General features: G+C 60.0%; 21 protein-coding genes and 1 pseudogene. 12 read left to right on the top strand and 10 right to left on the bottom strand.

Annotation, left to right across the window (positions count from 1 at the left end; genetic code table 11):
* Positions 1-6: 6 nt before the first annotated feature.
* Entirely contained in the window at positions 7-1,257 is a 1,251-nt protein-coding gene (gene tyrS, locus QQJ98_RS17980) for a tyrosine--tRNA ligase (RefSeq protein ID WP_284325556.1), read from the top strand.
* Between the two features lie 271 nt (positions 1,258-1,528).
* On the opposite strand, the gene QQJ98_RS17975 is transcribed toward tyrS, so the two are convergent.
* Entirely contained in the window at positions 1,529-2,080 is a 552-nt protein-coding gene (locus QQJ98_RS17975) for a peptidylprolyl isomerase (protein WP_284325555.1), read from the bottom strand.
* On the bottom strand, positions 2,070-2,579 hold the full coding sequence (locus QQJ98_RS17970; RefSeq protein WP_054008635.1) for a peptidylprolyl isomerase: 510 nt from the start codon (positions 2,577-2,579) through the stop codon (positions 2,070-2,072). Before QQJ98_RS17970 ends, QQJ98_RS17975 begins: the two co-directional genes overlap by 11 nt.
* A gap of 123 nt (positions 2,580-2,702) precedes the next feature.
* Here QQJ98_RS17970 and QQJ98_RS17965 point away from each other — a divergent pair, with 123 nt between their 5' ends.
* The 8 genes from QQJ98_RS17965 (at position 2,703) to QQJ98_RS17930 (ending at position 10,811) form a co-directional block, all read left to right on the top strand.
* Positions 2,703-3,890 (top strand): phosphoglycerate kinase, encoded by a 1,188-nt coding sequence (locus QQJ98_RS17965; protein WP_284325554.1) that lies wholly within the window; start codon positions 2,703-2,705, stop codon positions 3,888-3,890.
* 261 nt (positions 3,891-4,151) lie between these two features.
* Positions 4,152-4,934: an SDR family NAD(P)-dependent oxidoreductase gene (locus QQJ98_RS17960; protein WP_284325553.1), complete on the top strand. Its 783-nt coding sequence runs from the start codon at positions 4,152-4,154 to the stop codon at positions 4,932-4,934.
* An 81-nt stretch (positions 4,935-5,015) separates the two neighbouring features.
* Positions 5,016-5,945, top strand: coding sequence for a class I fructose-bisphosphate aldolase (locus QQJ98_RS17955; RefSeq protein WP_284325552.1), 930 nt, complete (start codon positions 5,016-5,018; stop codon positions 5,943-5,945).
* Complete coding sequence (locus QQJ98_RS17950) at positions 5,945-6,514, top strand: hypothetical protein (protein ID WP_284325551.1); 570 nt, start codon at positions 5,945-5,947, stop codon at positions 6,512-6,514. Before QQJ98_RS17955 ends, QQJ98_RS17950 begins: the two co-directional genes overlap by 1 nt.
* 103 nt (positions 6,515-6,617) lie before the next feature.
* The gene (locus tag QQJ98_RS17945; RefSeq protein WP_284325550.1) at positions 6,618-6,920 is read left to right on the top strand and encodes an FtsB family cell division protein; all 303 of its coding nucleotides are present in this window, start codon (positions 6,618-6,620) and stop codon (positions 6,918-6,920) included.
* Between the two features lie 227 nt (positions 6,921-7,147).
* Positions 7,148-8,137 carry a pyruvate dehydrogenase (acetyl-transferring) E1 component subunit alpha gene (pdhA, locus tag QQJ98_RS17940; RefSeq protein ID WP_284325549.1) on the top strand — a complete coding sequence of 330 codons (990 nt, stop codon included), beginning with the start codon at positions 7,148-7,150 and terminating at the stop codon, positions 8,135-8,137.
* Positions 8,138-8,149: 12 nt separating this feature from the next.
* Positions 8,150-9,526: a pyruvate dehydrogenase complex E1 component subunit beta gene (locus QQJ98_RS17935; RefSeq protein ID WP_284325548.1), complete on the top strand. Its 1,377-nt coding sequence runs from the start codon at positions 8,150-8,152 to the stop codon at positions 9,524-9,526.
* 10 nt (positions 9,527-9,536) lie between these two features.
* Positions 9,537-10,811, top strand: a complete 1,275-nt coding sequence (locus QQJ98_RS17930) for a 2-oxo acid dehydrogenase subunit E2 (protein WP_284325547.1) — start codon at positions 9,537-9,539, stop codon at positions 10,809-10,811.
* Positions 10,812-10,977: 166 nt separating this feature from the next.
* Here QQJ98_RS17930 and cysE read toward each other — a convergent pair whose 3' ends face one another.
* From cysE to QQJ98_RS17895, 6 genes and pseudogenes are all read right to left on the bottom strand, one after another.
* A complete protein-coding gene (gene cysE / locus QQJ98_RS17925; protein ID WP_284325546.1) occupies positions 10,978-11,787 on the bottom strand; it encodes a serine O-acetyltransferase in 810 nt (269 codons plus the stop codon).
* 284 nt (positions 11,788-12,071) lie between these two features.
* A pseudogene (locus QQJ98_RS17920) lies at positions 12,072-12,731 on the bottom strand (terminase large subunit domain-containing protein); the annotation flags it as partial.
* Entirely contained in the window at positions 12,688-13,008 is a 321-nt protein-coding gene (locus QQJ98_RS17915) for a hypothetical protein (protein ID WP_284325545.1), read from the bottom strand. The gene QQJ98_RS17915 and the pseudogene QQJ98_RS17920, both read right to left, overlap by 44 nt.
* Before the next feature lie 503 nt (positions 13,009-13,511).
* Positions 13,512-14,060, bottom strand: a complete 549-nt coding sequence (locus QQJ98_RS17910; protein ID WP_284325544.1) for a hypothetical protein — start codon at positions 14,058-14,060, stop codon at positions 13,512-13,514.
* 63 nt (positions 14,061-14,123) lie between these two features.
* Positions 14,124-14,987, bottom strand: coding sequence for a M91 family zinc metallopeptidase (locus QQJ98_RS19820; RefSeq protein WP_348523133.1), 864 nt, complete (start codon positions 14,985-14,987; stop codon positions 14,124-14,126).
* A gap of 210 nt (positions 14,988-15,197) precedes the next feature.
* Positions 15,198-15,848: a GntR family transcriptional regulator gene (locus QQJ98_RS17895; protein WP_284325543.1), complete on the bottom strand. Its 651-nt coding sequence runs from the start codon at positions 15,846-15,848 to the stop codon at positions 15,198-15,200.
* A gap of 110 nt (positions 15,849-15,958) precedes the next feature.
* Between QQJ98_RS17895 and QQJ98_RS17890 the strand changes: the two genes are divergently transcribed.
* Positions 15,959-16,612: a flavin reductase family protein gene (locus QQJ98_RS17890; RefSeq protein WP_284325542.1), complete on the top strand. Its 654-nt coding sequence runs from the start codon at positions 15,959-15,961 to the stop codon at positions 16,610-16,612.
* A gap of 301 nt (positions 16,613-16,913) precedes the next feature.
* On the opposite strand, the gene mltG is transcribed toward QQJ98_RS17890, so the two are convergent.
* Both mltG and fabF read right to left on the bottom strand, forming a co-directional pair.
* Positions 16,914-18,089, bottom strand: coding sequence for an endolytic transglycosylase MltG (gene mltG, locus QQJ98_RS17885; RefSeq protein ID WP_284325541.1), 1,176 nt, complete (start codon positions 18,087-18,089; stop codon positions 16,914-16,916).
* On the bottom strand, positions 18,089-19,351 hold the full coding sequence (gene fabF, locus QQJ98_RS17880; protein ID WP_284325540.1) for a beta-ketoacyl-ACP synthase II: 1,263 nt from the start codon (positions 19,349-19,351) through the stop codon (positions 18,089-18,091). The genes mltG and fabF overlap by 1 nt, the downstream gene beginning before the upstream one ends.
* Positions 19,352-19,500: 149 nt before the next feature.
* Between fabF and QQJ98_RS17875 the strand changes: the two genes are divergently transcribed.
* Together QQJ98_RS17875 and QQJ98_RS17870 are read left to right on the top strand one after the other, a co-directional pair.
* Positions 19,501-20,157: a TetR/AcrR family transcriptional regulator gene (locus QQJ98_RS17875; protein ID WP_284325539.1), complete on the top strand. Its 657-nt coding sequence runs from the start codon at positions 19,501-19,503 to the stop codon at positions 20,155-20,157.
* A gap of 3 nt (positions 20,158-20,160) precedes the next feature.
* Entirely contained in the window at positions 20,161-21,351 is a 1,191-nt protein-coding gene (locus QQJ98_RS17870) for an efflux RND transporter periplasmic adaptor subunit (protein WP_284325538.1), read from the top strand.
* Positions 21,352-22,851: the final 1,500 nt, after the last annotated feature.

Below are 22,851 nucleotides of genomic sequence, written 5' to 3'. Positions count from 1 at the left end.
TGTGCCATGACCTACCATCCGAAATCTGATTTCATGCGTGTGATGTTCGAGCGCGGCTTCGTTGCCGATTGCACGGATTATCAGTCGCTTGACGAGGCTTTGATCAAAGGCGTGGTGCCTGCTTATATCGGCTATGACGCGACGGCAGCCAGTCTGCATGTCGGGCATCTGATGAATATCATGGTGCTGCGCTGGCTGCAAAAGACCGGGCACAAGCCGATCACGCTGATGGGCGGCGGCACCACCAAGGTCGGTGATCCGTCTTTCCGCGCAGAAGAGCGCCCGTTGCTGACGCCCGCCAAGATCGACGAGAATATCGCCGGGCTGAAAAAGGTTTTTGCGAAATACCTGTCCTACGGCGACGGGGCCAGCGATGCGGTGATGCTGAACAATGCCGAATGGCTGGACCATCTGAATTACCTTGATTTCTTGCGCGACATCGGGCGGCATTTCAGCGTCAACCGCATGTTGTCGTTTGAATCGGTGAAATCCCGGCTGGACCGCGAGCAGTCGCTGTCTTTCCTTGAATTCAACTACATGATCTTGCAAGCCTATGATTTTCTTGAAATAAACCGCCGATATGGCTGCATCTTGCAGATGGGTGGATCGGATCAATGGGGCAATATCATCAACGGTATTGATCTGACCCGCCGCGTGCTGGACCATGAAATTTACGGGCTGACCACGCCGCTTTTGACGACGTCGGATGGGCGCAAGATGGGCAAATCGGCCAGTGGTGCTGTCTGGTTGAACGGCGATATGCTGTCGCCCTACGAGTTCTGGCAGTTCTGGCGCAACACCACCGATGCCGATGTCGGCAAATTCCTGAAGATCTTCACCGAGCTTCCGGTAGAGGAATGTGACCGTCTGGGCAGCCTGTCGGGGTCCGAGATCAACGAGGGCAAGATCATCCTCGCTAACCTTGCCACCACGCTTTTGCATGGTGCCGAGGCGGCAGCGGCCGCAGAAGCCACCGCGCGCGAAGTGTTTGAAAAGGGTGGCGTGGGCGATGATTTGCCAACATTGCGGGTCACGGCGTCCGAGTTGACCGAGGGGCTTGGCATCGTGCAGTTGTTCGTGCGCGCCGGACTGGCCGCCACCGGCAAAGACGCCAAGCGCCTTATTCAGGAAGGTGGCGCGCGGATGAATGACGAGGTCGTCACCGATGCCGGCCTGCGCGTGGGCGCCGGCATGTTGGCAGAGCCGCTGAAGCTGACGGCGGGCAAAAAGCGGCATGCCTTGGTCTTGCTTGACTAAACCACCCCTGCGGCCTTGACCTCGCGGGTCTTGGCCAAATCAGGGCTCTGCGGCTCCAGCTTTTTGGGGCTCCAGGTTTCTGGGGCGGCGATGATTTCACAATGGTAAAAATATTCCCGCCGGAGGCTCCTGTCGTTACCGCGGATGCCTCCGGCGGGAATATTTAGGCCAATGTGAAACTGCGCAGAGACAGGCTTGGCAGGTTTCAGACAAGAAAAAGGGGGCCGGACTGGCCCCCTTTTGCGTTTATCTGGCAATGATCACGCCGAGCTTATTCCTGCACGGTGACTTTGGTCATCACGTCCGGGGTCGATGGCGGTTCGCCGCGTTGGATCGCATCGACGACATCCATGCCTTTGATCACTTTGCCAACCACAGTGTATTGGCCGTTCAGGAAATCACCCGGCGCGAACATGATGAAGAACTGGCTGTTGGCAGAATCGGGGTCAGAGGACCGCGCCATGCCAACCGTGCCACGCGCAAACGGCACATCGGAAAATTCGGCCGGAATGTTGGCCATATCCGAACCACCCGTGCCCGCCATCGCCGTGTCGCCACCCGCTTTGCCAAATTGCACATCGCCGGTCTGCGCCATGAAGCCGTCGATCACGCGGTGAAACACCACGCCATCATATGCGCCTTTTTGCGCCAAAGCGACGATCTGAGCCACATGCTTCGGCGCGTCTTTGGTATCAAGATCAATCACGATCTCGCCCTTGGCCGCACCCGAAACCTCGATCACCAGATTCGGACCCGGGCCGTCGCCTTCGGCAAAAGCCGGGGCGGCGGTCAGCAGCAAAGCCGCAAGGATGTTACGCAACATCAGCAGCCACCCGCACGGTGATCATACGGTCGGGGTTTGCTGGCGGCTCGCCCTTGGTGATTTTGTCGACATGCTCCATGCCTTTGATCACGCGGCCATAAACCGTGTATTGGCGGTTCAGGAAGTGGTTGTCGGAAAAGTTGATGAAGAACTGGCTGTTGGCCGAATTCGGGCTGGACGAGCGTGCCGCACCGATGGTGCCACGGTCATGCGGGATGCCAGAAAATTCTGCCGGAAGATCAGGATGCTCTGACCCGCCGGTGCCTGCGCGGCGCAGGTTGAAATCGCTTTCCATATTGCCATTGGCGACATCGCCGGTCTGCGCCATGAAGCCGTCAATCACGCGGTGAAAGCAGACGTTGTCATAGGCTTTCGCACGGGCAAGGGTTTTCATCCGCTCGACATGTTTCGGCGCGATCTCGGGCAGCATTTCCAGCACGACCTCGCCATCTTTCAGGGTGATGATGATGGTGTTTTCCGGGTCTTTGATCTCGGCCATAGGGCGCATCCTTCTTTTGATCTGGGGCGGAAAGTAACCATCCATGGGCAGAAGGGGAAGGGCTTTAGGTTGACGAATGTGTCAGATCGGCGGAAACAGTTGCAAACAGTTATGGAGGCATCAATGGCCTGGAAGACTATCGACGATATGGCGCTGGCGGGAAAGGTCGTTTTGACCCGTGTGGATATCAACGTGCCGATGGAAAACGGTCAGGTCAGCGATGCGACGCGGATCGAGAAGATCGCTCCCACGGTCGAGGATTTGATCGCGCGCGGCGCGAAGGTGGTGCTGCTGGCGCATTTTGATCGGCCCAAGGGCAAGGTCGTGCCAGAGATGAGCCTGATCCATGTGAAACCCGCGTTGGAGGCGGCTTTGGGTCGTCGCGTGGTGTTTGCCAGCGATTGCATCGGCGATGCCGCGAAGGCCGCGATTGCCGAGGCGGCGCAGGGCGATGTGGTGTTGTTGGAGAACACCCGCTTTCACGGTGGTGAAGAAAAGAACGATTCAAAACTGGCGGCAGAGATGGCGGCTTTGGGCGATATGTTCGTCAATGATGCCTTCTCGGCGGCACACCGCGCGCATGCGTCGACCGCTGGGATTGCGGCCTTGCTGCCCTCGGCTGCGGGGCGGTTGATGGAGGCCGAGTTGAAGGCGCTTGAGGCCGCTTTGGGCGATCCGGTGCGGCCTGTTGTGGCTGTTGTTGGGGGGGCGAAGGTCTCTACCAAGCTGGAACTGCTGGGCAATCTGGTCGGCAAGGTTGATCATCTGGTGATCGGTGGCGGTATGGCCAATACGTTTTTGGTCGCCCAAGGCATTGAGGTCGGCAAATCCTTGGCCGAGCGGGATATGGCCGCGACGGCGCTTGAGATCATTGAGAAGGCCAAGGCTTCGGGCTGTGTGATCCATCTGCCCGTTGATGTGGTGGTGGCGCGGGAATTCAAGGCGGGGGCTGCAAATGAGACGGTTGGCGTCAAGGATTGCCCCAGTGATGCGATGATTTTGGATGCGGGGCCGAAGACTGTCGCGGCGCTTACTAAGGTTTTTGAGGGCTGCAAGACCCTGATCTGGAACGGGCCGCTTGGGGCGTTTGAGATTGAGCCGTTCAATATGGCCACCAATGCGGCGGCGATGGCTGCGGCACGGCTGACGCGCGAGGGGAAATTGGTTTCGGTCGCGGGCGGCGGTGATACGGTTGCTGCGTTAAATCAGGCCGGGGCTGCGGCGGATTTCACCTTTATCTCGACCGCCGGCGGCGCGTTTCTGGAGTGGATGGAGGGCAAGACTTTGCCGGGGGTTGCAGCGCTGGGCTAGCTGTCCACGCGCGGACACAGGCCGCGTTTATGACAAATCAACGGGTTAGCATGGGGTCATTCATATCCTGTTAACCCATTGATTGGCAGCCCTGCGCCCTGCCCTTGCGCGTGCGATGCCGCCTGGCCCTTGCGCGCACCATCTGCGGCACCCGCGGGGGGCCAGATGCCATTTGGCGCGCGGTTTCAGAGTGGGCGCTGAAAGTTCTGGCTTATCTGACCGCCGCTTTGCATGATCAGGCCAAGTTTGTGGGAGTGGTTTATGGCGATCTGGGCTTTGGTGACGGGGGCCTCGGAGGGCCTGGGGCGGGAGTTTGCGACGCTCGCGGCCAAGGATGGCTTTGATGTCATTCTGACCGCACGTTCGGTCGAAAAACTGGAAGCCCATGCCACCAGCCTGCGCCGCGCCTATAATGTTGCAGTTGAGGTCATCCCCGCCGATCTGACCGATCCTGTCGCGGTGGAACGGCTGTGGGATCAGGCGAGCGCGGGCCGCCAGATCGGGATTTTGGTGAACAATGCCGGACTGGGCCGCAATGGCGATCTGGCCGAGGCCGAGGGCTGGCCGCGCGAGGCCGATAGTATCGCGGTGAATATCATTGCCGCGACGATCCTTTTGAAACGGGCGGCGGCGCATATGAAGGCGCATAACTCGGGCGGGATATTGAATGTGGCCTCAACTGCCGGGTTCATGCCGGGGCCGCATATGGCGGTGTATCACGCCAGCAAAGCCTATCTTCTTAGCCTATCAGAAGCGGTGTCTGAAGAATTGCGCGGCACGGCTGTGACGGTGACAGCGCTGTGTCCCGGCCCGACCGCGACGCAGTTTTTCGCGTCCGACGGGGCAGAGAAGAAAACCCTGATCACTCGGTTGCCGATGCCCTCCGCCGCAAGTGTCGCACAGGCGGGCTGGGCTGCGATGGTCAAAGGTCGGCGGGTGAAAGTGGTGGGGATCAGCAACAAGATCTTTGCGTTTTTCCCGCGCCTTGCCCCCCGCCGTCTGGTGGCCTTTTCAGCGGGAGTTTTCCTGAAACGCCGCTGGTAAGCCTCTGTTAGCGCAACCAATATTGCGCCACGCCCCGAACCTTTCTACCACGAAGCTAACCTTTCCCGGATGGAGTATAAGATGCGCGCGACCAAAGCTGTTCAGAAGATCCTTGCCAATTACGAAGGCGAAACCCCCGGCGTGAAGGCCAATCTGTGCCGGATGCTGATGGAGGGTAAACTGGGCGGCACCGGCAAGATGATCATTCTGCCAGTCGATCAGGGCTTTGAGCATGGGCCTGCGCGCAATTTCGCGGTCAATCCGGCGGGTTATGATCCGCATTACCACTACCAGCTGGCGATTGACGCGGGCTTGAACGCTTTTGCCTCACCCTTGGGGATGCTGGAAGCGGGCGCGGACACCTTTGCCGGGCAAATCCCGACGATTTTGAAGGTGAACTCGGCCAACAGCCTGATGAGCGATACGGCGGGCAAGAATCAGGCGGTGACGGCAAGCGTCGATGATGCGTTGCGGTTGGGCTGTGCGGCGATTGGCTTTACGATCTATCCGGGGTCGGACATGCAGCTGGATATGTATGAAGAAATCGTCGCCATGCGCAAAGAGGCTGCGGCCAAGGGTGTGGCGACGGTGATTTGGTCGTATCCGCGCGGTGAGGCGATCACCAAAGACGGCGAAACCGCGATTGATGTGGCCGCTTATGCGGCGCAGATCGCGGCGCTGCTGGGCGCGCATATCATCAAGATCAAGCTTTCGACCGATCATCTGATGCTGCCAGAGGCGAAGAAGGTCTATGAAGCACAGAAGATCGACGTGGCAACCCAAGCCGCGCGGGTGAAGCATTGCATGGATGCAAGCTTTGCGGGCCGTCGGATTGTGGTGTTCTCGGGTGGCGCTGCCAAGGGTGAGGATGCGGTGTATGACGATGCCCGCGCGATCCGCGATGGCGGCGGCAATGGATCTATCATCGGGCGGAACAGCTTCCAGCGTAAGCGCGAGGATGCTTTGGCGATGCTGTCGAAGCTGGTCGATATCTACAAGGGCAAAGCCTGATGCGTTTGGCCCCTGCGCTTGCGGTTCTGCTGTGGGTTGCGGGGGCCGCTGCCGCCCAAGAGACCGAGGCCCTGCCACCGGGCTATCCGCCGAAATTGGGCGGTGCTGCGGGGCAACTCGGTGATACATCGGTCGCTTGGGAGTTTTTCGATTTCTCAATCGGGGCGTTTGATGCCTCGGCCTGGGTGGACCGCGATTACAACAGCGGCACGGTGCGGCTTCATTTGATGGGCTATGCGCCGGGCAAACCCGATGACACCCGCAACCGGCTGTTGGCGCAGGGCGATTTCGGCAAGGCGTTTCATACTGGTGCTGCAGAGATGCCGCTGGTCGAGGTGTTGCAGGGGTCTGACGTGGATGGGCCAAAGCTGACCTCGAAGGGGCAACGGGCCGAGATTGTGGTCGAAAGCATTGGTCCACTGCCCGAAAACAGCTATCTGCGGCATGTGACGGGACGGCTGACGGCGCGGGTCTGTCCGCAGGATTGGCCGCTCAAATCATGCCAGACGATTGCGCTGCAGTTTGAGACCGATGTGCAGATGGGCAGCGCTGTTGCGGTAACGCCTTAGGCTGTGCGCCGTTGCGTTTTTTCATTTCATCGCTGCAGGTTATGTGGCAAGATGGCCAAACGAATTGCCCCCGATCAGAGGGGCGAACGTTGAGGCGAGACAGATGATCCAGACCCAATCCCGGCCAGCCTTTGGCGGCATGTTGTTTTTGATGGCAACCTTCACCTTGGGCAGTTATTTCGCCTTCGCGGCGATCCAAGGCGATTACGGCGTGTTCCGCCGGGTGCAGATCAACGCGGAAGCGGCGGATTTGCGGGCCGAGCGGGATCAGTTGGCGGCAGAGCTGTCGCGCACCCGCAACCTGACCAAGCGGCTGTCGGACGATTATCTGGACGTTGACTTGTTGGACGAGCAGTTGCGCGATGTTTTGGGCTATTTGCGCGCCGATGAGGTTGTTATTCGGTAAGACATGGTGCGGGATATCACGCACCCTACGGCTGTTGGGCTGGTGAAGCCTCCGGCGGGGATATTTTAGCAGAGAGGATGACCTGAGCGCGCGCCTGTATGAGGCGGTGCGCTATTGTTTGCAGGGGTTCTCTGCGGCATTCGTTTTTCGTTTTGCGTTGTTTCTCCGATGCGGTATATATGGTTTAACACTAAACTATATTTGCAACGTTACGGGAGGACGCCGCTTTGGCAACGAAGAAAGCCCCTGAGAAATCAAACGTCTCGAAGGAGGAACTGCTGAAGTTCTACCGCGAGATGCTGCTGATCCGCCGATTCGAGGAAAAGGCCGGCCAGCTTTATGGCATGGGTCTGATCGGTGGTTTTTGCCATTTGTATATCGGCCAGGAAGCCGTGGTTGTGGGGCTAGAGGCCTGCACCAAGGAAGGTGACAAGCGGATCACCTCGTATCGCGATCACGGCCATATGCTGGCTTGCGGGATGGACGCCAATGGCGTGATGGCCGAATTGACCGGACGTGAGGGCGGCTATTCGCGCGGCAAGGGCGGCAGTATGCATATGTTCAGCCGCGAAAAGCATTTCTACGGCGGGCATGGCATTGTGGGCGCTCAGGTGCCTCTGGGCGCGGGGCTTGCGTTTGCCGATAAGTACAAGGGCAATGACAATGTGACCTTTACCTATTTCGGCGATGGTGCGGCGAACCAAGGTCAGGTTTATGAGACCTACAACATGGCAGAGCTTTGGGCGCTGCCGGTGATTTTTGTGATTGAAAACAACCACTACGCAATGGGGACTTCGCAGGCTCGGTCTACGAAATCCGAGACTTTGTTTGGCCGTGGTCTGGCTTACGGTATCCCCGGCGAGCAGGTTGACGGCATGGATGTGCTGGCGGTCAAGGAAGCGGGCGAGAAGGCCGTGGCGCATTGCCGGGCTGGCAAGGGGCCGTATATTCTTGAAATGATGACCTATCGCTATCGTGGCCATTCGATGTCGGATCCGGCGAAATATCGCACCCGCGAAGAGGTTGAAAAGATGAAATCCGAGAAGGATGCCATCGAACATGTGCGCGATCTGCTGTTGAACGCTGGGCTTTCGTCGGATGAAGAGCTGAAGGCGATTGATAAGTCGATCAAGGAAGTTGTGAATGCCTCGGCTGAATTCGCCAAGGCCAGCCCGGAGCCCGCGTTGAGCGAGCTTTGGACCGATATTTACGCCTGAGGGGAGAGAACCATGGCAGTAGACGTATTGATGCCGGCGCTTTCTCCGACGATGGAGGAAGGCACCTTGGCCAAGTGGTTGGTCAAGGAAGGCGATGTGGTGAAATCCGGGCAGATCATTGCCGAGATTGAAACCGACAAGGCGACGATGGAGTTTGAGGCGGTGGATGAGGGCATTGTGGGCCGGATTCTGATCGCGGAAGGCACTTCGGGCGTGAAGGTCAACACAGCAATCATGGTGTTGGTTGAGGCGGGCGAGTCGGCGGATGCGGCGCCTGCCCCTGCGGCGGCACCGGTCGTGGCGGCGGCACCTGTTGCTGCTGCGGCGGCGCCTGTTGCGGCTGCTGCAGCGGCGGCCCCGGTGGCTGTGGTGTCGAAAGCCAGCGCGGATTGGCCGGAAGGCACCCCGATGAAGACCATGACCGTGCGCGAGGCTTTGCGCGAGGCGATGGCAGAAGAAATGCGCGCCAATCCGGCTGTGATGCTGATGGGCGAGGAAGTTGGCGAGTATCAGGGCGCTTACAAGATTTCCCAAGGCTTGCTGGACGAATTCGGGCCTAAGCGCGTGGTGGATACGCCGATCACCGAGATGGGCTTTACCGGCATTGCAGTGGGCGCGGCTTGGGGCGGTTTGAACCCGATTGTGGAGTTCATGACGTTTAACTTTGCGCTGCAAGCCATTGATCATCTGCTCAATTCTGCCGCCAAGACCAATTATATGTCGGGTGGTCAGTTGGGTTGCCCGATCGTGTTCCGGGGTGCCAATGGTGCGGCGGCACGGGTTGGCGCGCAGCACAGTCAGGATTTCACCGCTTGGTATGCGGCAATTCCGGGCCTGAAAGTGGTGTCGCCCTATTCGGCGGCGGATGCCAAGGGCTTGTTGAAGCAGGCTATTCGGGATCGTAACCCGGTGATCTTCCTTGAAAATGAGATCATGTATGGTCAGTCTTTCGAAGTGCCCGATCTGCCGGATTTCACCATCCCATTCGGCAAGGCACGCATCTGGCGTGAGGGCACGGATGTGACCATCGTGTCGTTCAGCATTGGCATGAAGTATGCGCTGGAAGCCGCTGATTTGCTTGCGAAAGAAGGCATCTCGGCCGAGGTGATTGATCTGCGCACCCTGCGCCCGATTGATTACGATACCGTGCTGGCTTCGGTGCAGAAAACCAATCGCTGTGTGACGGTGGAAGAAGGCTTCCCGGTTGGGTCCATCGGCGACCATCTGGCCAGCACGATCATGCAGCGGGCGTTTGATTATCTGGATGCGCCGGTAATCACCTGCACGGGCAAGGATGTGCCGATGCCTTATGCGGCCAACCTTGAAAAGCTGGCTTTGGTGACGACTGCGGAAGTGGTCGCTGCCGTCAAATCTGTTTGCTACCGTTAAGGAGGGGATGATGGCGATTGAAATTCTGATGCCCGCGCTTTCTCCGACGATGGAGGAAGGCACCCTTGCCAAATGGTTGGTGAAGGAAGGCGATGTGGTGAAATCGGGTCAGATTCTGGCCGAGATTGAAACCGACAAGGCGACGATGGAGTTCGAGGCGGTGGATGAAGGCACGATTGGCCGGATTCTGGTGGCGGAGGGCACTGCGGGCGTCAAGGTGAACACGGCGATTGCGGTGTTGCTTGAGGATGGCGAGTCTGCGGATGCGACGCCTGCCCCGGCCAAGGCTGCGGCCCCGGCTGCTGCGGCGGCGGCTCCGGCAGCGGTGGCTGCGCCGAAAGCGGCGGGGGCTGCGCGCGTGTTTGCGTCACCTTTGGCGCGGCGTATTGCGGCGGAAAAAGGCTTGGATTTGGCCTCGGTTCAGGGATCTGGCCCGCACGGCCGGATCGTGCGCGCCGATGTTGAGGCGGCGAAGGCGGGTGCTGCGGCGCCGGTTGCGGCTGTCGCGGCCCCTGTGGCAGAGGCGAAGGCGGCTGTTGCCCCGGCGATGGCCTCTGGTCCGTCGACGGAAGTGGTGCTGAAAACCTATGCAGACCGCCCGTTTACCGAAGTGAAGCTGGACGGGATGCGCAAGACCATTGCCGCGCGTCTCACTGAGGCCAAGCAGACCGTGCCGCATTTCTACCTGCGCCGCGATATCGAGCTGGATGCGCTGATGGCGTTCCGGGCCGAGTTGAACGCCAAGCTGGAAGGCCGGGGTGTCAAGCTGTCGGTCAATGATTTCGTGATCAAGGCCTGTGCTTTGGCGTTGCAGCAGGTGCCCGCGGCCAATGCGGTTTGGGCTGGCGACCGGGTGTTGCAGTTCAAGAAGTCTGACGTGGCCGTGGCTGTGGCGATTGAGGGCGGCTTGTTCACCCCAGTGCTGCGCGATGCCGAGGCGAAATCCTTGTCGGCACTGTCCGCCGAGATGAAGGATCTGGCCAAGCGCGCGCGGGATCGGAAATTGGCCCCGGCAGAATATCAGGGCGGCAGTTTTGCGATCTCGAACCTTGGCATGTTCGGCATTGATAACTTTGATGCGATCATCAACCCGCCGCATGCCGCGATTTTGGCGGTAGGGGCCGGGGTTGCCAAGGCGATTGTCAAGAATGGCGCTGTGGTGGTTGGCACGGTGATGTCGGTGACATTGTCGGTGGATCACCGGGTGATTGACGGGGCTTTGGGGGCGACTTTGGTCAATGCGATCAAGGACAATCTGGAGAATCCGCTGGCAATGCTGGCGTGATCTGAGGCACAGAAAAGCCCGCCGAGCGTGATCTCGGCGGGCTTTTTCTATCAAGCGTTGTTTTGCGCGGGAATGCCGCGCGGGGGTTTCACACCCCCGAACCCCCGTGGGATATTTCCAAACAGATGAAATAAATTTTAGATAAGTTTTACGCGGTTTTAAGGCGTTAAATTTCGCCCGCGATCAACTGATCCATCGTAACCGAGGGCTGCGCGCAGCCGGCCTCGCCCACAACGCGGGCGGGCACGCCTGCGACCGTGGTGTTATGCGGCACATCATGCAGCACGACCGAGCCTGCCGCGATGCGCGAGCAGTGGCCGACGTGGATATTGCCAAGGACCTTGGCCCCTGCCCCAATCATCACGCCATCGCCGATCTTCGGGTGGCGGTCGCCATCTTCTTTGCCGGTGCCGCCAAGCGTGACAGAATGCAGCATCGACACGTTATCGCCGACCACAGCGGTTTCACCAATGACGATGGAATGGGCGTGGTCGATCATGATGCCGCGACCGATGCGGGCATTGGGGTGAATATCGACGCCAAACACCTCGGACACCCGCATTTGTACGAAATACGACATATCCTTGCGGCCATTTTGCCAAAGCCAATGGCCGATACGATAGGCTTGGATGGCCTGATAGCCTTTGAAGAACAGGATTGGCTGGATGAAGCGCAGGCAGGCCGGGTCACGATCAAACACCGCTGTCACATCGGCGCGGGCGGCTTGGCCAAGGTCCGGGTCCGAGGCATAAGCCTCATCCGCGATTTCGCGCAGGATCTGTTCAGACATCTCACCGCTGGCAAGTTTCAGCGAAAATCGATAGGCCAAAGCGCGTTCGAGGCTGGAATGGTGCAGCAGCGAAGAGTGGATCAGGCCACCCAGCAGCGGTTCTGCCCGCAGCATATCGAACGCCTCTTCGCGCACACGGCGCCAGACAGGATCAAGAGAGCTGATTTTTGCGCTGGTTTCGGCCATGTTAAATCTCCTGCTGCCAGAGATATTAGCATATGGCGCGCGTCTGCAACAGTGCCAAGGGGGGATTTTGCTATTTCGCGCAGGCAGCCTGTTTGCGTGCGGCAAGGCTGCTTGCGACCAGCGCCAAGGCCTGCAGGAAACCGGCGGAGCCTTGATTGCTGCAGCGCGGACCAGTCTCGGCAAGTGCGCGCGCCATAAGGCTGCCGTTGCCCCAGACGGGATGCGCGCGGCCAAAACGCTTGGCATAGCGGTGTGCGGCATCGGCTTGGCAGGTCAGGCGGGCGATAAGCCCGGTTCGCCTCGGTCGGCGCATGCGTCATCACGGTTGAGGGGTTGCGCAGAATGTCCTTCAACACGCCCACATTCTGCGGCGTCGTCGTCACCACCTGCCGCGGGTTCTCGCCCAGCCGCAACGCAAACTGCAACTGATCCCAAGCAGCTTCGGCTTTCGGCCATTTCGCCAGCTCGTCCACCCAAGCCGCATCAAACTGCGGCCCGCGCAAGGAATTCGGATCATGCGCGGAAAACACCTGCGCAATCGCGCCATTTGGCCAGACCAGCTGCTTTTTCGTCGCCTGCCAGTCCGGGCGCCGGTCAGGCGGTGTGCAGGCAAGGATGCCGCTTTGACCCTCGATCATCACCGCGATCACCTGATCCACAGTCTCGCCCACCAAGGCCACGCGGCGCGAGCGCCCAAGATCCAGCGGCCCCGCACCCTCAACCTCGGCCCGCACCCATTCCGAGCCGGCACGGGTTTTCCCCGCGCCGCGCCCTCCCATGATCACCCATGTTTTCCACGCCCCCGCGGGGGGCAACTGATGCGGCAATGCCCAAAACTCGAACAACCATGGCAGCGACAACAGCGCGTTCTCGCTCAGGTCATCCAGAAACGCATCAACTTCAGCTTGCGTCGCGCAAGCGAGCCAATCTGCCCCCGATCTCATCGCGTGCGGCGTGTAGGTCGAGGATGCCGGTTCCGACAGACCCGGCAAGTTGTTTGCGAAGTTTTTCAAGACGTCCCCTTTCAGTATGGATCAGATCCATCGCCAACCGCACATCGCGCACCGTTTGCGGCAGCGCTTTGGTGTTGTCGAACAGGCCCGCTTTCACCGCATTGACGGCGTTCAAAAGATCGCTCAGCGCGGTTTCATAATGTTGCTCTGCTGCCGCCAGCAGATCATCTGGCGGCTGATACTCTCCGATGGAGAAATTGACTGTCATGCTCGTTTTGCCCGCCTTCTCATGCCGCCCCCGCACAAGTGAAATGAAAGAACGACGCAAAGGGACACACCTTTGGCCGTTCGCCCACCTCATCCAGCATTAGACATCAATAGATCAAACTGCGTGAAAAGTCAATAAATCCGTTTAATATCAGATAGTTGCAGGCCTATCTGTTTACGATCCGTTAACTTTTGCGCGCAATCACGGCCGCTGTCGCGGTCACTTCCACCTCCGGCAGCGCGCGCCAAAGCCGGGACAAAACGGCTGAATTCATGCGGTGCGAAAAACTGCCCTTCAGCGTCAAACCACAACATATGGTGCATTGCTGTGGGTTTTCTGCGGCAAAACCACTCTGTCCCCGCGGGGACAACGCAGAACACGCGCAAATGTTGGGGCAAATGCGCCTGGTCTCATCGCCCAAAAGCCGATTCTACCTTACGGTTTTGTCCCCGCGGGGACAGCATCTGCCGCTGCAGGTCAGATGCGCAAATCTGATCGCGCCCCTATGGCTGCATCGGCAATTGTAGCGCGAAAACTTCGCTGCTGATGATGCGCTGATGTTCGATCAACCAGCTGAACGGCAGCGACCACACGATCTCATCCCCGGCTTTGATCTGGTTTGCGGCAACCGCCGGGTCCAGCGCGGCATAGCCCAGCGAAAACACAATGGATTGCACATTGGCCACCGCAGCCATGGGTGGCGCGCCCCCATAAGGCAAATCCTGATCCAGCCGCCCCGGCAACAGCACCTTGCCCTCTAGCACGCCCCCCGCCGCCAACGGGCGCGCATAGGCGACCTCGGGGCTTTCCACCTTCATGCCAGCTGGCACCTGCGGCACAAATTTCGCCACCCGAAACACCCCATCCGCCTCAAGCCAATGCCAGGCATAGTCGGGGTCAACCGTGCGAAACCCGGTCACCGAAGTCCGATACAGCCGATCAAACACATAGACCGCCGCCTTGCCGCCATTCTGCACCCGGTAAAGCCCGACCACCCCAGAAGGTGCAGCCTCCCACGTCACGCTGACACTGACATCGCTTCGCTCAGCCATCGTTTGCTCCTGTGCCTCGGCACTCATTGTCATCAATCCAAAGGCCAAAGCCAGCCCGCGCATCTAGTAAGCGGTGCGCGGCGGTTGGCCGAGTTCCGAGCGGATTTTGTTCTCGGTATGCGGGTTGTTCTGATAGGGCGGCAGACCCACAGCAGCCAGCTCGTCATTCTCGACCCCGCCGGTCTTGTTGCCGCTCCAGGTGCCGTTCTGCGCCTGCTCGCAATGCACCAATTCGTGCCCAAGCCCCACCGCCGGCGGTCGGGTCATATAGGGCTGAGATCCATCGCCGATCTGGGTTTTATCCGGGTTGTAGTTCAGCGTGCTGCCAGACCCCGGCCCCGCCGTCCCGTCAGGCCGCAAATTCGCGCCCGGCCCGGTGCCGTTGACGCTGTTCCCGTCCGCCGAGGCCACGATCTTCACCGGCCCCTTGCCCGGCGCGTTCAGGCTGCTGATCAGATCATGCCCGGTCGGGGTGGAGTCCAGCCGCTTGAGATCCAGCACCACTGCGTCGCGGTAAGCTTTGGTGCCGACGATCGTGATATTCGGGCCAACATGGGTGACGGTGGTGCCATCAGGCAGCACCTCCTCCCAGATATTCAGCGCCCCCGGTTCCCCCGGCGCCGGGGTGGCGACGATGCCGATCAGAACCGTCGGCAAGCCCAACATGATCGCCCCGCCCTTCACCGTCGGATCGAACTGGCGGGCGGCGGGAAGACCGCCGATCAACACCGTGGGCGAGCCAAAGATGATCGCGTCGACAGGCACCGGGATCGGGGCGATGCAGGCGCACAGATCGGTCATGCGCGCGGCAGGAAGAGAGCCCACCAGAACCGTCACCATCGCAGGCGGAATGATCGGCAACAGCGCCCCCATACACATCGGGCAGGTGTGCATATCCGTCACACGGGCTGCAGGAAATCCGACCATGACAAAGCCTTTGAGCATACAATGAGAGGAAGGCTAGGCTTGGGGGGGCCTTCTGTCAAGAAATCGCTGGGGCCAGGAGGGGTTCCGGGGCCGGTCCCAAGTCGGGACCTCTTTTATGTTTGTGATATCAAGGGGAGGGTGTGGTGGATCCAAGGGTGTGTTAAAGCTTGGCCCTGCCTGCGCCACGCAATTCGACAGGTGGCGGTCGCATCACCCGCCAGAGTGCGGGGCGGTGCGACGGGCAATCACAGCAAGCGCGTAAGCGACAAGATAATCATTCAGCGCAAGTGACGCTGCGCGCGCGGCATCCGCATTGCCCGCAGCTACGGCCAGCAACATCTGGCGGTGCAGCGCCCCACCGCGCCTGATCTCGTCCGCCTCATCGCGGATGTAGGTGATCCAGAACCGCCGCGACAGCGCCTGAAGCGGCAACATCGCCGCACTCAGATACGGATTTTGCGATGCGTCGATGATCATTGCGTGGGTTTTGCGCACGGTGTCGGTATATTCGCGCAGCGCAAAAGGGCCATCCAGCACGCCCGCCAAATCTTGCATGGCAGCCCGTTGAGACACAGTGGCGCGGGCAGACGCCAGTTCCACCGACAGCACCTCTATCGGGCGGCGCAGTTCCAGCGCGCTGAGTTGATCTTCCACCGATATGGCGGGGATCTCGAGCCCCTTGCTGGGATGCACCCGGATCATGCGGCTGGAGGCAAGCCGTTGAATCGCTTCACGGATCGGCGTGCGGCCCAGCCCCATGATCTCGACCAGTTGGCTTTCCGACACCATCGAGCCGGGTTTCAGATCGCCATGTTCGATCATGCGCTGCAACTGGTCGATGGCTTGATCGGTCTTGGTCATATCCCGCCCTGTCTGGCTTTTCGGTGCCAATCTTACAAACATTCCGCTTGACACACCACCGATATATTGGCCGTATATCTTATACCCCCCCCCGTGATAAGGCCCCACCAATGAAATACGCACCGCATCTTGAACCCTGTCCGCTGCCGTTCTCGCCGTTCAAAAGCTGCACCGTTCCGCGCCCGATTGGCTGGCTTTCCAGCGTCAGTGCGACTGGAGTTGAAAATATCGCGCCATACAGCCAGTGGCAGAACCTGACCTTCGATCCGCCAATGGTGATGTTCGCCGCCAACCGCTACCCGGATGGGCGGCGCAAGGATACGGTGCTGAACGCTGAAGAAACCGGCTGGTTTGTCTGGAACATGGCAACCTACGCGCTGCGCGAAGCAGTGAACCTAAGCGCGATGGCGCTGCCACCAGACGAAAGCGAATTTGATCATCTGCAAGTGACCCGCGAATACGCCGACAATTACCGCGTGCCGATGGTGGCAGAAAGCCCCTGCAAATTTGAGTGCCGCTATTTGAACACCCACACGCAGCGCGGAGCGTCGGCTGTAGGCACGGTGGATATTGTGTTCGCGCAGGTAGAGCTGATCCATATTAACGATCAGGTAATCCGTCCTGATGGCAGGTTGGACATAGCTCAGATCGCCCCCATCGCCCGCATGGGCTATTTCGACTATGCAGTCATCCGCGACACATTCGAGATGCGGGTTCCGGGGGCTGATACTGACGCGCAGGCCGGGCTGGAGGGGCGCAGTTGAGCTGAGCGGGTTTGAAATTGAGCGCGACGGCGCAGGGTTGTTGCCCGATATGTTCCAAACAAATCGGGGCGCGCCTGACTGCCCCCGGCAGGCGCGAATTGCGCCAGCCCAGTCAGGCGGGACCCGATTTCTGATGCGTTGGGTTGTGGCACGGCGCCCCTTGCGCGACGGCGTGCCGCCTTATGCGCAATGAACCGGAAAACTCTGCCCCGCAGAGTTTTCTTTCGGTTCTGGGAAAGATGGCAAAGGGTGGATCAGGGGCTCGCCCGTTTTCTTTCGGTTTGGAACTAAAAAAGCGTGGTTATTCTTGCACCCCAACCGCCGCTTCTTCACCCTTCGCCGCCTCAATCGCCCGCCATTTGACCACATTTTCATTGTGCTGTGCCAAAGTCTCGGCAAACGCATGTCCCCCTGACCCATCCGCGACGAAATACAGGAACGGCGTCGTATCCGGGTTGAGCGCCGCCTCAATACTCAGGCGGCCGGGGTTGGCGATGGGGGTCGGCGGCAGGCCGTTGATGACATAGGTGTTCCACGGGGTTTCGCGTTTTAGCTCAGACTGACGCAGGCCGCGGCCCAAGACGCCCTCGCCTTTGGTGACGCCGTAGATCACCGTCGGGTCGGTTTGCAGCTTCATGCCCTTGGCGAGACGGTTGATGAACACCGATGCGACCTGTTTACGCTCGGTCGGGATGCCGGTTTCCTTCTCGACAATCGAGGCCATCACGAGGGCTTCTTTCGGGGTCGCATAGGGCAGCCCCTCGGCGCGGGTGGCCCAAAGTTCGGCCAAGGTTTTGGCTTGGCGGGCTTCCATATCGGCGATCAGGGTCGGACGGTCAAAGCCCTTTTCGACCTCATAACTGTCCGGCGACAGCGTGCCTTCGGCGGGCAGCTTGTCGATGTTACCGGCCAGGAAATCAGCGCGTTTCAGCGAATCGACAACTTGCCACGAGGTCACACCTTCGGCCAAAGTGATGCGCCAGCGGATGTCGGACGCCTGTGCAGCATCAAGATAGGCGGTGGGGGCGGCGTCTTTGGCGGGGTCGAATTTCACCACCTCGACATAGCGGTTGGTGGCCGGGTCAAGCTCGCGCAGCACCACTTCGGCGGTGGCAACCGAGATGCGGAAGTTCACTTCGCGGCCACAGGTGGATTGGCCGCCCGCGGTCAGCGCCGCCAGCACATCGCCCATCGAGCTTTGCGGTTGGATCAGATAAGAGCCGAATTTCAAGCTGTTACCGACTTGGGAATAATCGGCACCGATGCGGAAGATGCGGGCATCGCTGACAGCACCCTCTGCCTCCAGCCCCCGGCTGACTTGCGACAGGCTGGCGCCCTTATCGACCTTGAAGCAGATCGCTTGCGTGAGCGGCCCCGGCCCGGTGAAGGCTTGCCGCCCCCAAGCGATCAGCCCAAAGGCGAGGATCAGCACCACGATGAACAAGGTCAGCGCGTTGGAGGCGATAGAGCGCCACATCAGTTGGCGACCTTGCCCAGCACCAAGCTGGCGTTGGTGCCGCCAAAGCCGAACGAGTTCGACAGCGCAATGTCAATCTTGCGTTTGACCGCTTTGTTTGGCGCAAGGTCAAGTTTCGGGGCGATGGCGGGGTTATCAAGGTTGATGGTCGGCGGTGCGATCTGGTCGCGGATCGCCAGCACACAGAAAATCGCCTCTACCGAGCCGGCTGCCCCCAAAAGATGGCCGATCGAGGATTTGGTCGACGACATCGTGGCATTGGCGGCGGCATCGCCCATCATGCGCTCCACCGCACCAAGTTCGATGGTGTCGGCCATGGTCGAGGTGCCGTGGGCGTTGATATAGTCGATGGACGCGGGTTCCAGATTGGCGCGTTTCAGGGCCATTTTCATCGAGCGATAGCCGCCGTCGCCATCTTCCGCCGGGGCGGTGATGTGGTGGGCGTCGCCGGTGAGGCCATAGCCGAGGACTTCGGCATAGATTTTCGCACCGCGGGCCTTGGCGTGTTCGTATTCCTCCAGCACCACCACGCCAGCACCTTCGCCCATCACAAAGCCATCGCGGTCGGCGTCATAGGGGCGGGAGGCTTTGGTGGGATCGTCGGCGCGTTTGGTAGACAGCGCCTTGCAGGCGTTAAAGCCCGCGATGCCGATTTCACTGATCGGCGCTTCGGCACCGCCTGCCAGCATCACATCGGCGTCGCCCCATTGGATCAGCCGAGCCGCGTCGCCGATGGCATGCGCGCCGGTGGAACAGGCGGTAACAACCGCATGGTTCGGCCCTTTGAAGCCAAAGCGAATCGAGACTTGGCCAGAAATCAGGTTGATCAATGATCCGGGAATAAAAAACGGCGACACCCGGCGCGCGCCTTTTTCTTTGATCAGCACGGCGGTTTCGGCGATAGAGGTAAGGCCTCCGATGCCAGAGCCGATCATCACACCTGTGCGCTCGCGGTCTTCTTCGGTGACGGGTTCCCAGCCAGAATCGCGCACCGCTTGCACGGCGGCGGTCATGCCATAGAGGATGAAATCATCGACCTTGCGGCGGTCTTTTGGCTCCATCCACGCATCCGGGTTGAAGGTGCCGTCGGTGCCATCGCCAAACGGGATTTCGCAGGCATATTGGGTGATCACGCCAGAAGCGTCAAAGCGGGTGATCGGCCCTGCCCCGGATTGGCCATCCAGCAGGCGGCTCCACGTTTCTTCGACGCCGCAAGCCAGCGGCGTGACCATTCCCAGACCCGTGATAACAACCCGACGCATCTATATCCCTCGCAGTGGTTTTCCGCGTGATACACGGCCCCAAGCCCATGCGCAACTTAAGCCGCTGCGGGGCGGCAAGGCAGCGCCAAGCGGCGGCAATGGTTGCGATGTGAAATATGTTGACCGTGCAGGCGCAGCGATGCTAATGAATGAACGTTCATTCCAAAGGTTTAGCACCCGTGCTGTCATCGTCTTCTGCCGCTGCCTCGGAAACCGCTGACGCCCGCACCGGCGAGATTTTGGCGGCAGCGCGGCAAGCCTTTGCCGAAAAAGGCTTTGATGGCGCGTCGATGCAGGATCTGGCGCGTGCGGCGGGAATGAGCGTTGGCAATTTCTACCGCTATTTCCCGTCAAAGGCTGCCATCGTGCAAGCTCTGATCGCGCTGGACATTGAGGACATGGCTCGTGATTTTGAGCCGGTTTTTGCGTCGGATGATCCGATTGAGGCGATGCGCCAGCAAGTGCGCGTCAGGCTGGTGCAGCACCAGTGCAACCACGACGGCGCGCTTTGGGCCGAGATTACTGCGACAGCCCTGCGCAAGCCCGAGATTGGCCTTGCCTGCGGGCTGATGGAAACCACCATTGCTGGCTATCTGATACAGGCGTTCGCGGCAGCCACAGGATTCAGTCTTGAGCAAGCCCGCACGCGCTTTGCCGCCCATGCTGCCCTGATGGTGATGCTGGTGAAATCCTCGGCGATGATGCCGCAAAAGGATGAACAGCTGCGCCATGATCTGAACGCAATGATTTTGCGTATTATTGACCAAACCTTGGACGAAATTGCCGCCAGCGGCGCGAAAGGCTGATCTATGTTTATGTCTAAAGTGATTGCGGTTTTTCTGGCGCTGCAAAGCGTGGCGGTCGGCGTGGCGTTTGCCGAAGGCGCTGAACCTGCCAAGGACGCGGCCGCAACCCAAGTGCTGCCAGCCATCACGGTGTCAAAAGTGGAAACCCGGCATTTGCGCGATGTGGTGCTGGCCTCGGGTCTGGTCGCCCCGCAAGAAACCATTCAGGTCGCCCCGCTGATCGAGGGCCAGCCGATTGAAGCCCTGCTTGCCGATATTGGCGACCGGGTGACCGCGGGCCAAGTGCTGGCACGGCTGTCAACCTCGACCCTGACCTTGCAAAAGGCACAGCTTGCGGCATCGCTTGCCGCCGCCAAAGCGCAGATTGCGCAGGCCGAAGCGCAAAACATCGAAGCGCAATCCTCGGCAGACGAAGCCAAGCGCACGTCAGACCGCACCACCAAGCTGAAAGCGCAAGGCTCTGCTAGCCAAGCGGCGGCGGACACAGCCCTTGCGGGTGCGGTGTCAGCGCAAGCGCGGGTGTTGGTCGCGGTGCAATCGCTAGAGGCCGCAAAGGCGCAACAGGCCTTGGTCGAAGCGCAGCTTGCCAATGTCGATCTGCAATTGTCGCGCACCGAAGTGACAGCCCCGTTCGCGGGTGAAATCACCGCGCGCAATGCCCAGCTTGGCGCGATTGCCTCGGCGGCGGGCCAGCCGATGTTCACCCTGATCCGCGATGGCGCGTTGGAATTGCGCGCCGATGTGGCCGAAGCCGATCTGACCCGATTGATGGCTGGCCAGACGGCAACGCTAAACCTTGTTGGCCTGAGCAAACCGCTGAGCGGCAAAATCTCATTGGTGGAGCCCAGCATTGATGCCGTGACCCGGCTTGGACGGGTGCGGATTGCGATTGATGATGCAAGCGCAGTGCGTCCGGGCATGTATGTCGAGGCCAGTATTCTGGTGCATGAAGGCGACAGCCCGGCTGTGCCGATCACAGCAGTGAAATCTTCGGGCGCGGAAAGCTCGGTGATGTTGGTGCAGGCAGGTGTGGTGTCGCAGCGGCTGATCACGACGGGCGTGCGCGATGGCGGCTGGATCGAGGTGTTGGACGGCTTGCAGTTGGGCGACGATCTCGTGACCAAAGCGGGCGCCTTTGTGCGCGAAGGCGATCACATCAACCCGGTTGCGGCAGTTGCCGCTGAAACCAACTAAGGGGCTTTGGGCATGAACATCTCTGCTTGGGCGATCCGCAATCCGCTGGGCCCGATCCTTGCGTTTTTCATCCTGATGGTGCTGGGCTGGCAATCGTTTAACGCGCTGCCGATCACAAGGTTTCCGAATATTGACGTGCCGGTGATCGCGGTTGCGGTGACGCAAGCTGGCACCGCCCCTGCCGAGATGGAAACCCAAGTCACTAAGATTGTCGAAGATGCGGTGGCGGGCATCACCGGGGTCAAGAACGTGACCTCGACCGTGGTGGATGGGCAATCGACCACGGCGGTTGAGTTTCGCATCGAAGTGCCGACCGACAAGGCATTGCAGGATGTGAAAGACGCAGTGGACCGGGTGCGCAGTCAGCTGCCCGCTGCGGTGGAAACACCGAAGATCACCAAGATCGACGTTGAAGGCAATGCGATCATGACCTTCGCGGTCTCGGCCCCCGATATGACCATCGAAGAGGTGTCGTGGTTCGTTGATGATGTGGTGGTGCGCGGCCTTCAGGGTCGCCCCGGCGTCGGCAAGATCGACCGTTACGGCGGGGCGGATCGTGAGATTCTGGTGGCACTGGACCCGGTCAAGCTGAACAGCTTTGGTATATCTGCCGCTGCGGTGAATGCGCAGCTGCGTGCAACCAATACCAATCTCGGTTCGGGCCGGTCCGAGATCGGCACAGGCGAGCAGGCGATCCGCACACTGGGCGATGCCCGCACCGTGCAGGGGCTGGCAGAAACCACGATTGCGCTGCCTTCGGGGCGGCATGTGCGGCTGACCGATCTGGGCGATGTGCAGGACAGCTATAAGGAATTGCGCAGCTTTTCGCGGCTGAACGGCGAGCAGGTTGTGACATTCGCCGTGTTCCGCGCCAAAGGGGCGTCTGAGGTTTCGGTGGCAGAGACCGTCAACCAGACGCTGGACCAGATCCGCGCTGATTATCCCAAAGTCGGCATCAAGATCGTCGATGAGACCGTGTTCTACACCTATGGCAACTACGAATCCGCGCTGCACACCCTGATCGAGGGTGCTTTGCTGGCGGTGCTGGTGGTGATGGCCTTCCTGCGCAACTGGCGTGCCACCCTGATCACGGCCGTGGCCTTGCCGCTTTCGGCGGTGCCGACGTTCTGGGTGATGGATATGCTGGGGTTCTCGCTGAACCTTGTGTCGTTTCTGGCGGTGACGTTGGCGACAGGCATCCTTGTCGATGATGCGATTGTGGAAATCGAAAATATTGCGCGACATATTCGCATGGGCAAATCGCCCTACCGTGCCTCGATTGAAGCGGCGGATGAAATCGGTCTGGCCGTGATGGCGACCACCGCCACCATCATCGCGGTGTTCATGCCGGTGTCGTTCATGGGCGGGATTCCGGGGCAATATTTCCGACAATTTGGCTTGACGGTGTAGATCTCGGTGGTCGCCGTATCATTAAAAAAACGCCTGATCACACCGATGATGGCCGCCTATCTGATGAGCGCGAAAGATGCCAATGTCGGG

This window comes from Cypionkella aquatica, assembly GCF_030161095.1.
In the GTDB taxonomy this organism is placed as follows: domain Bacteria; phylum Pseudomonadota; class Alphaproteobacteria; order Rhodobacterales; family Rhodobacteraceae; genus Cypionkella; species Cypionkella aquatica.
Note: the sequence above shows the minus strand (reverse complement) of the source record. Positions and strands in the feature narration are given on the sequence as shown.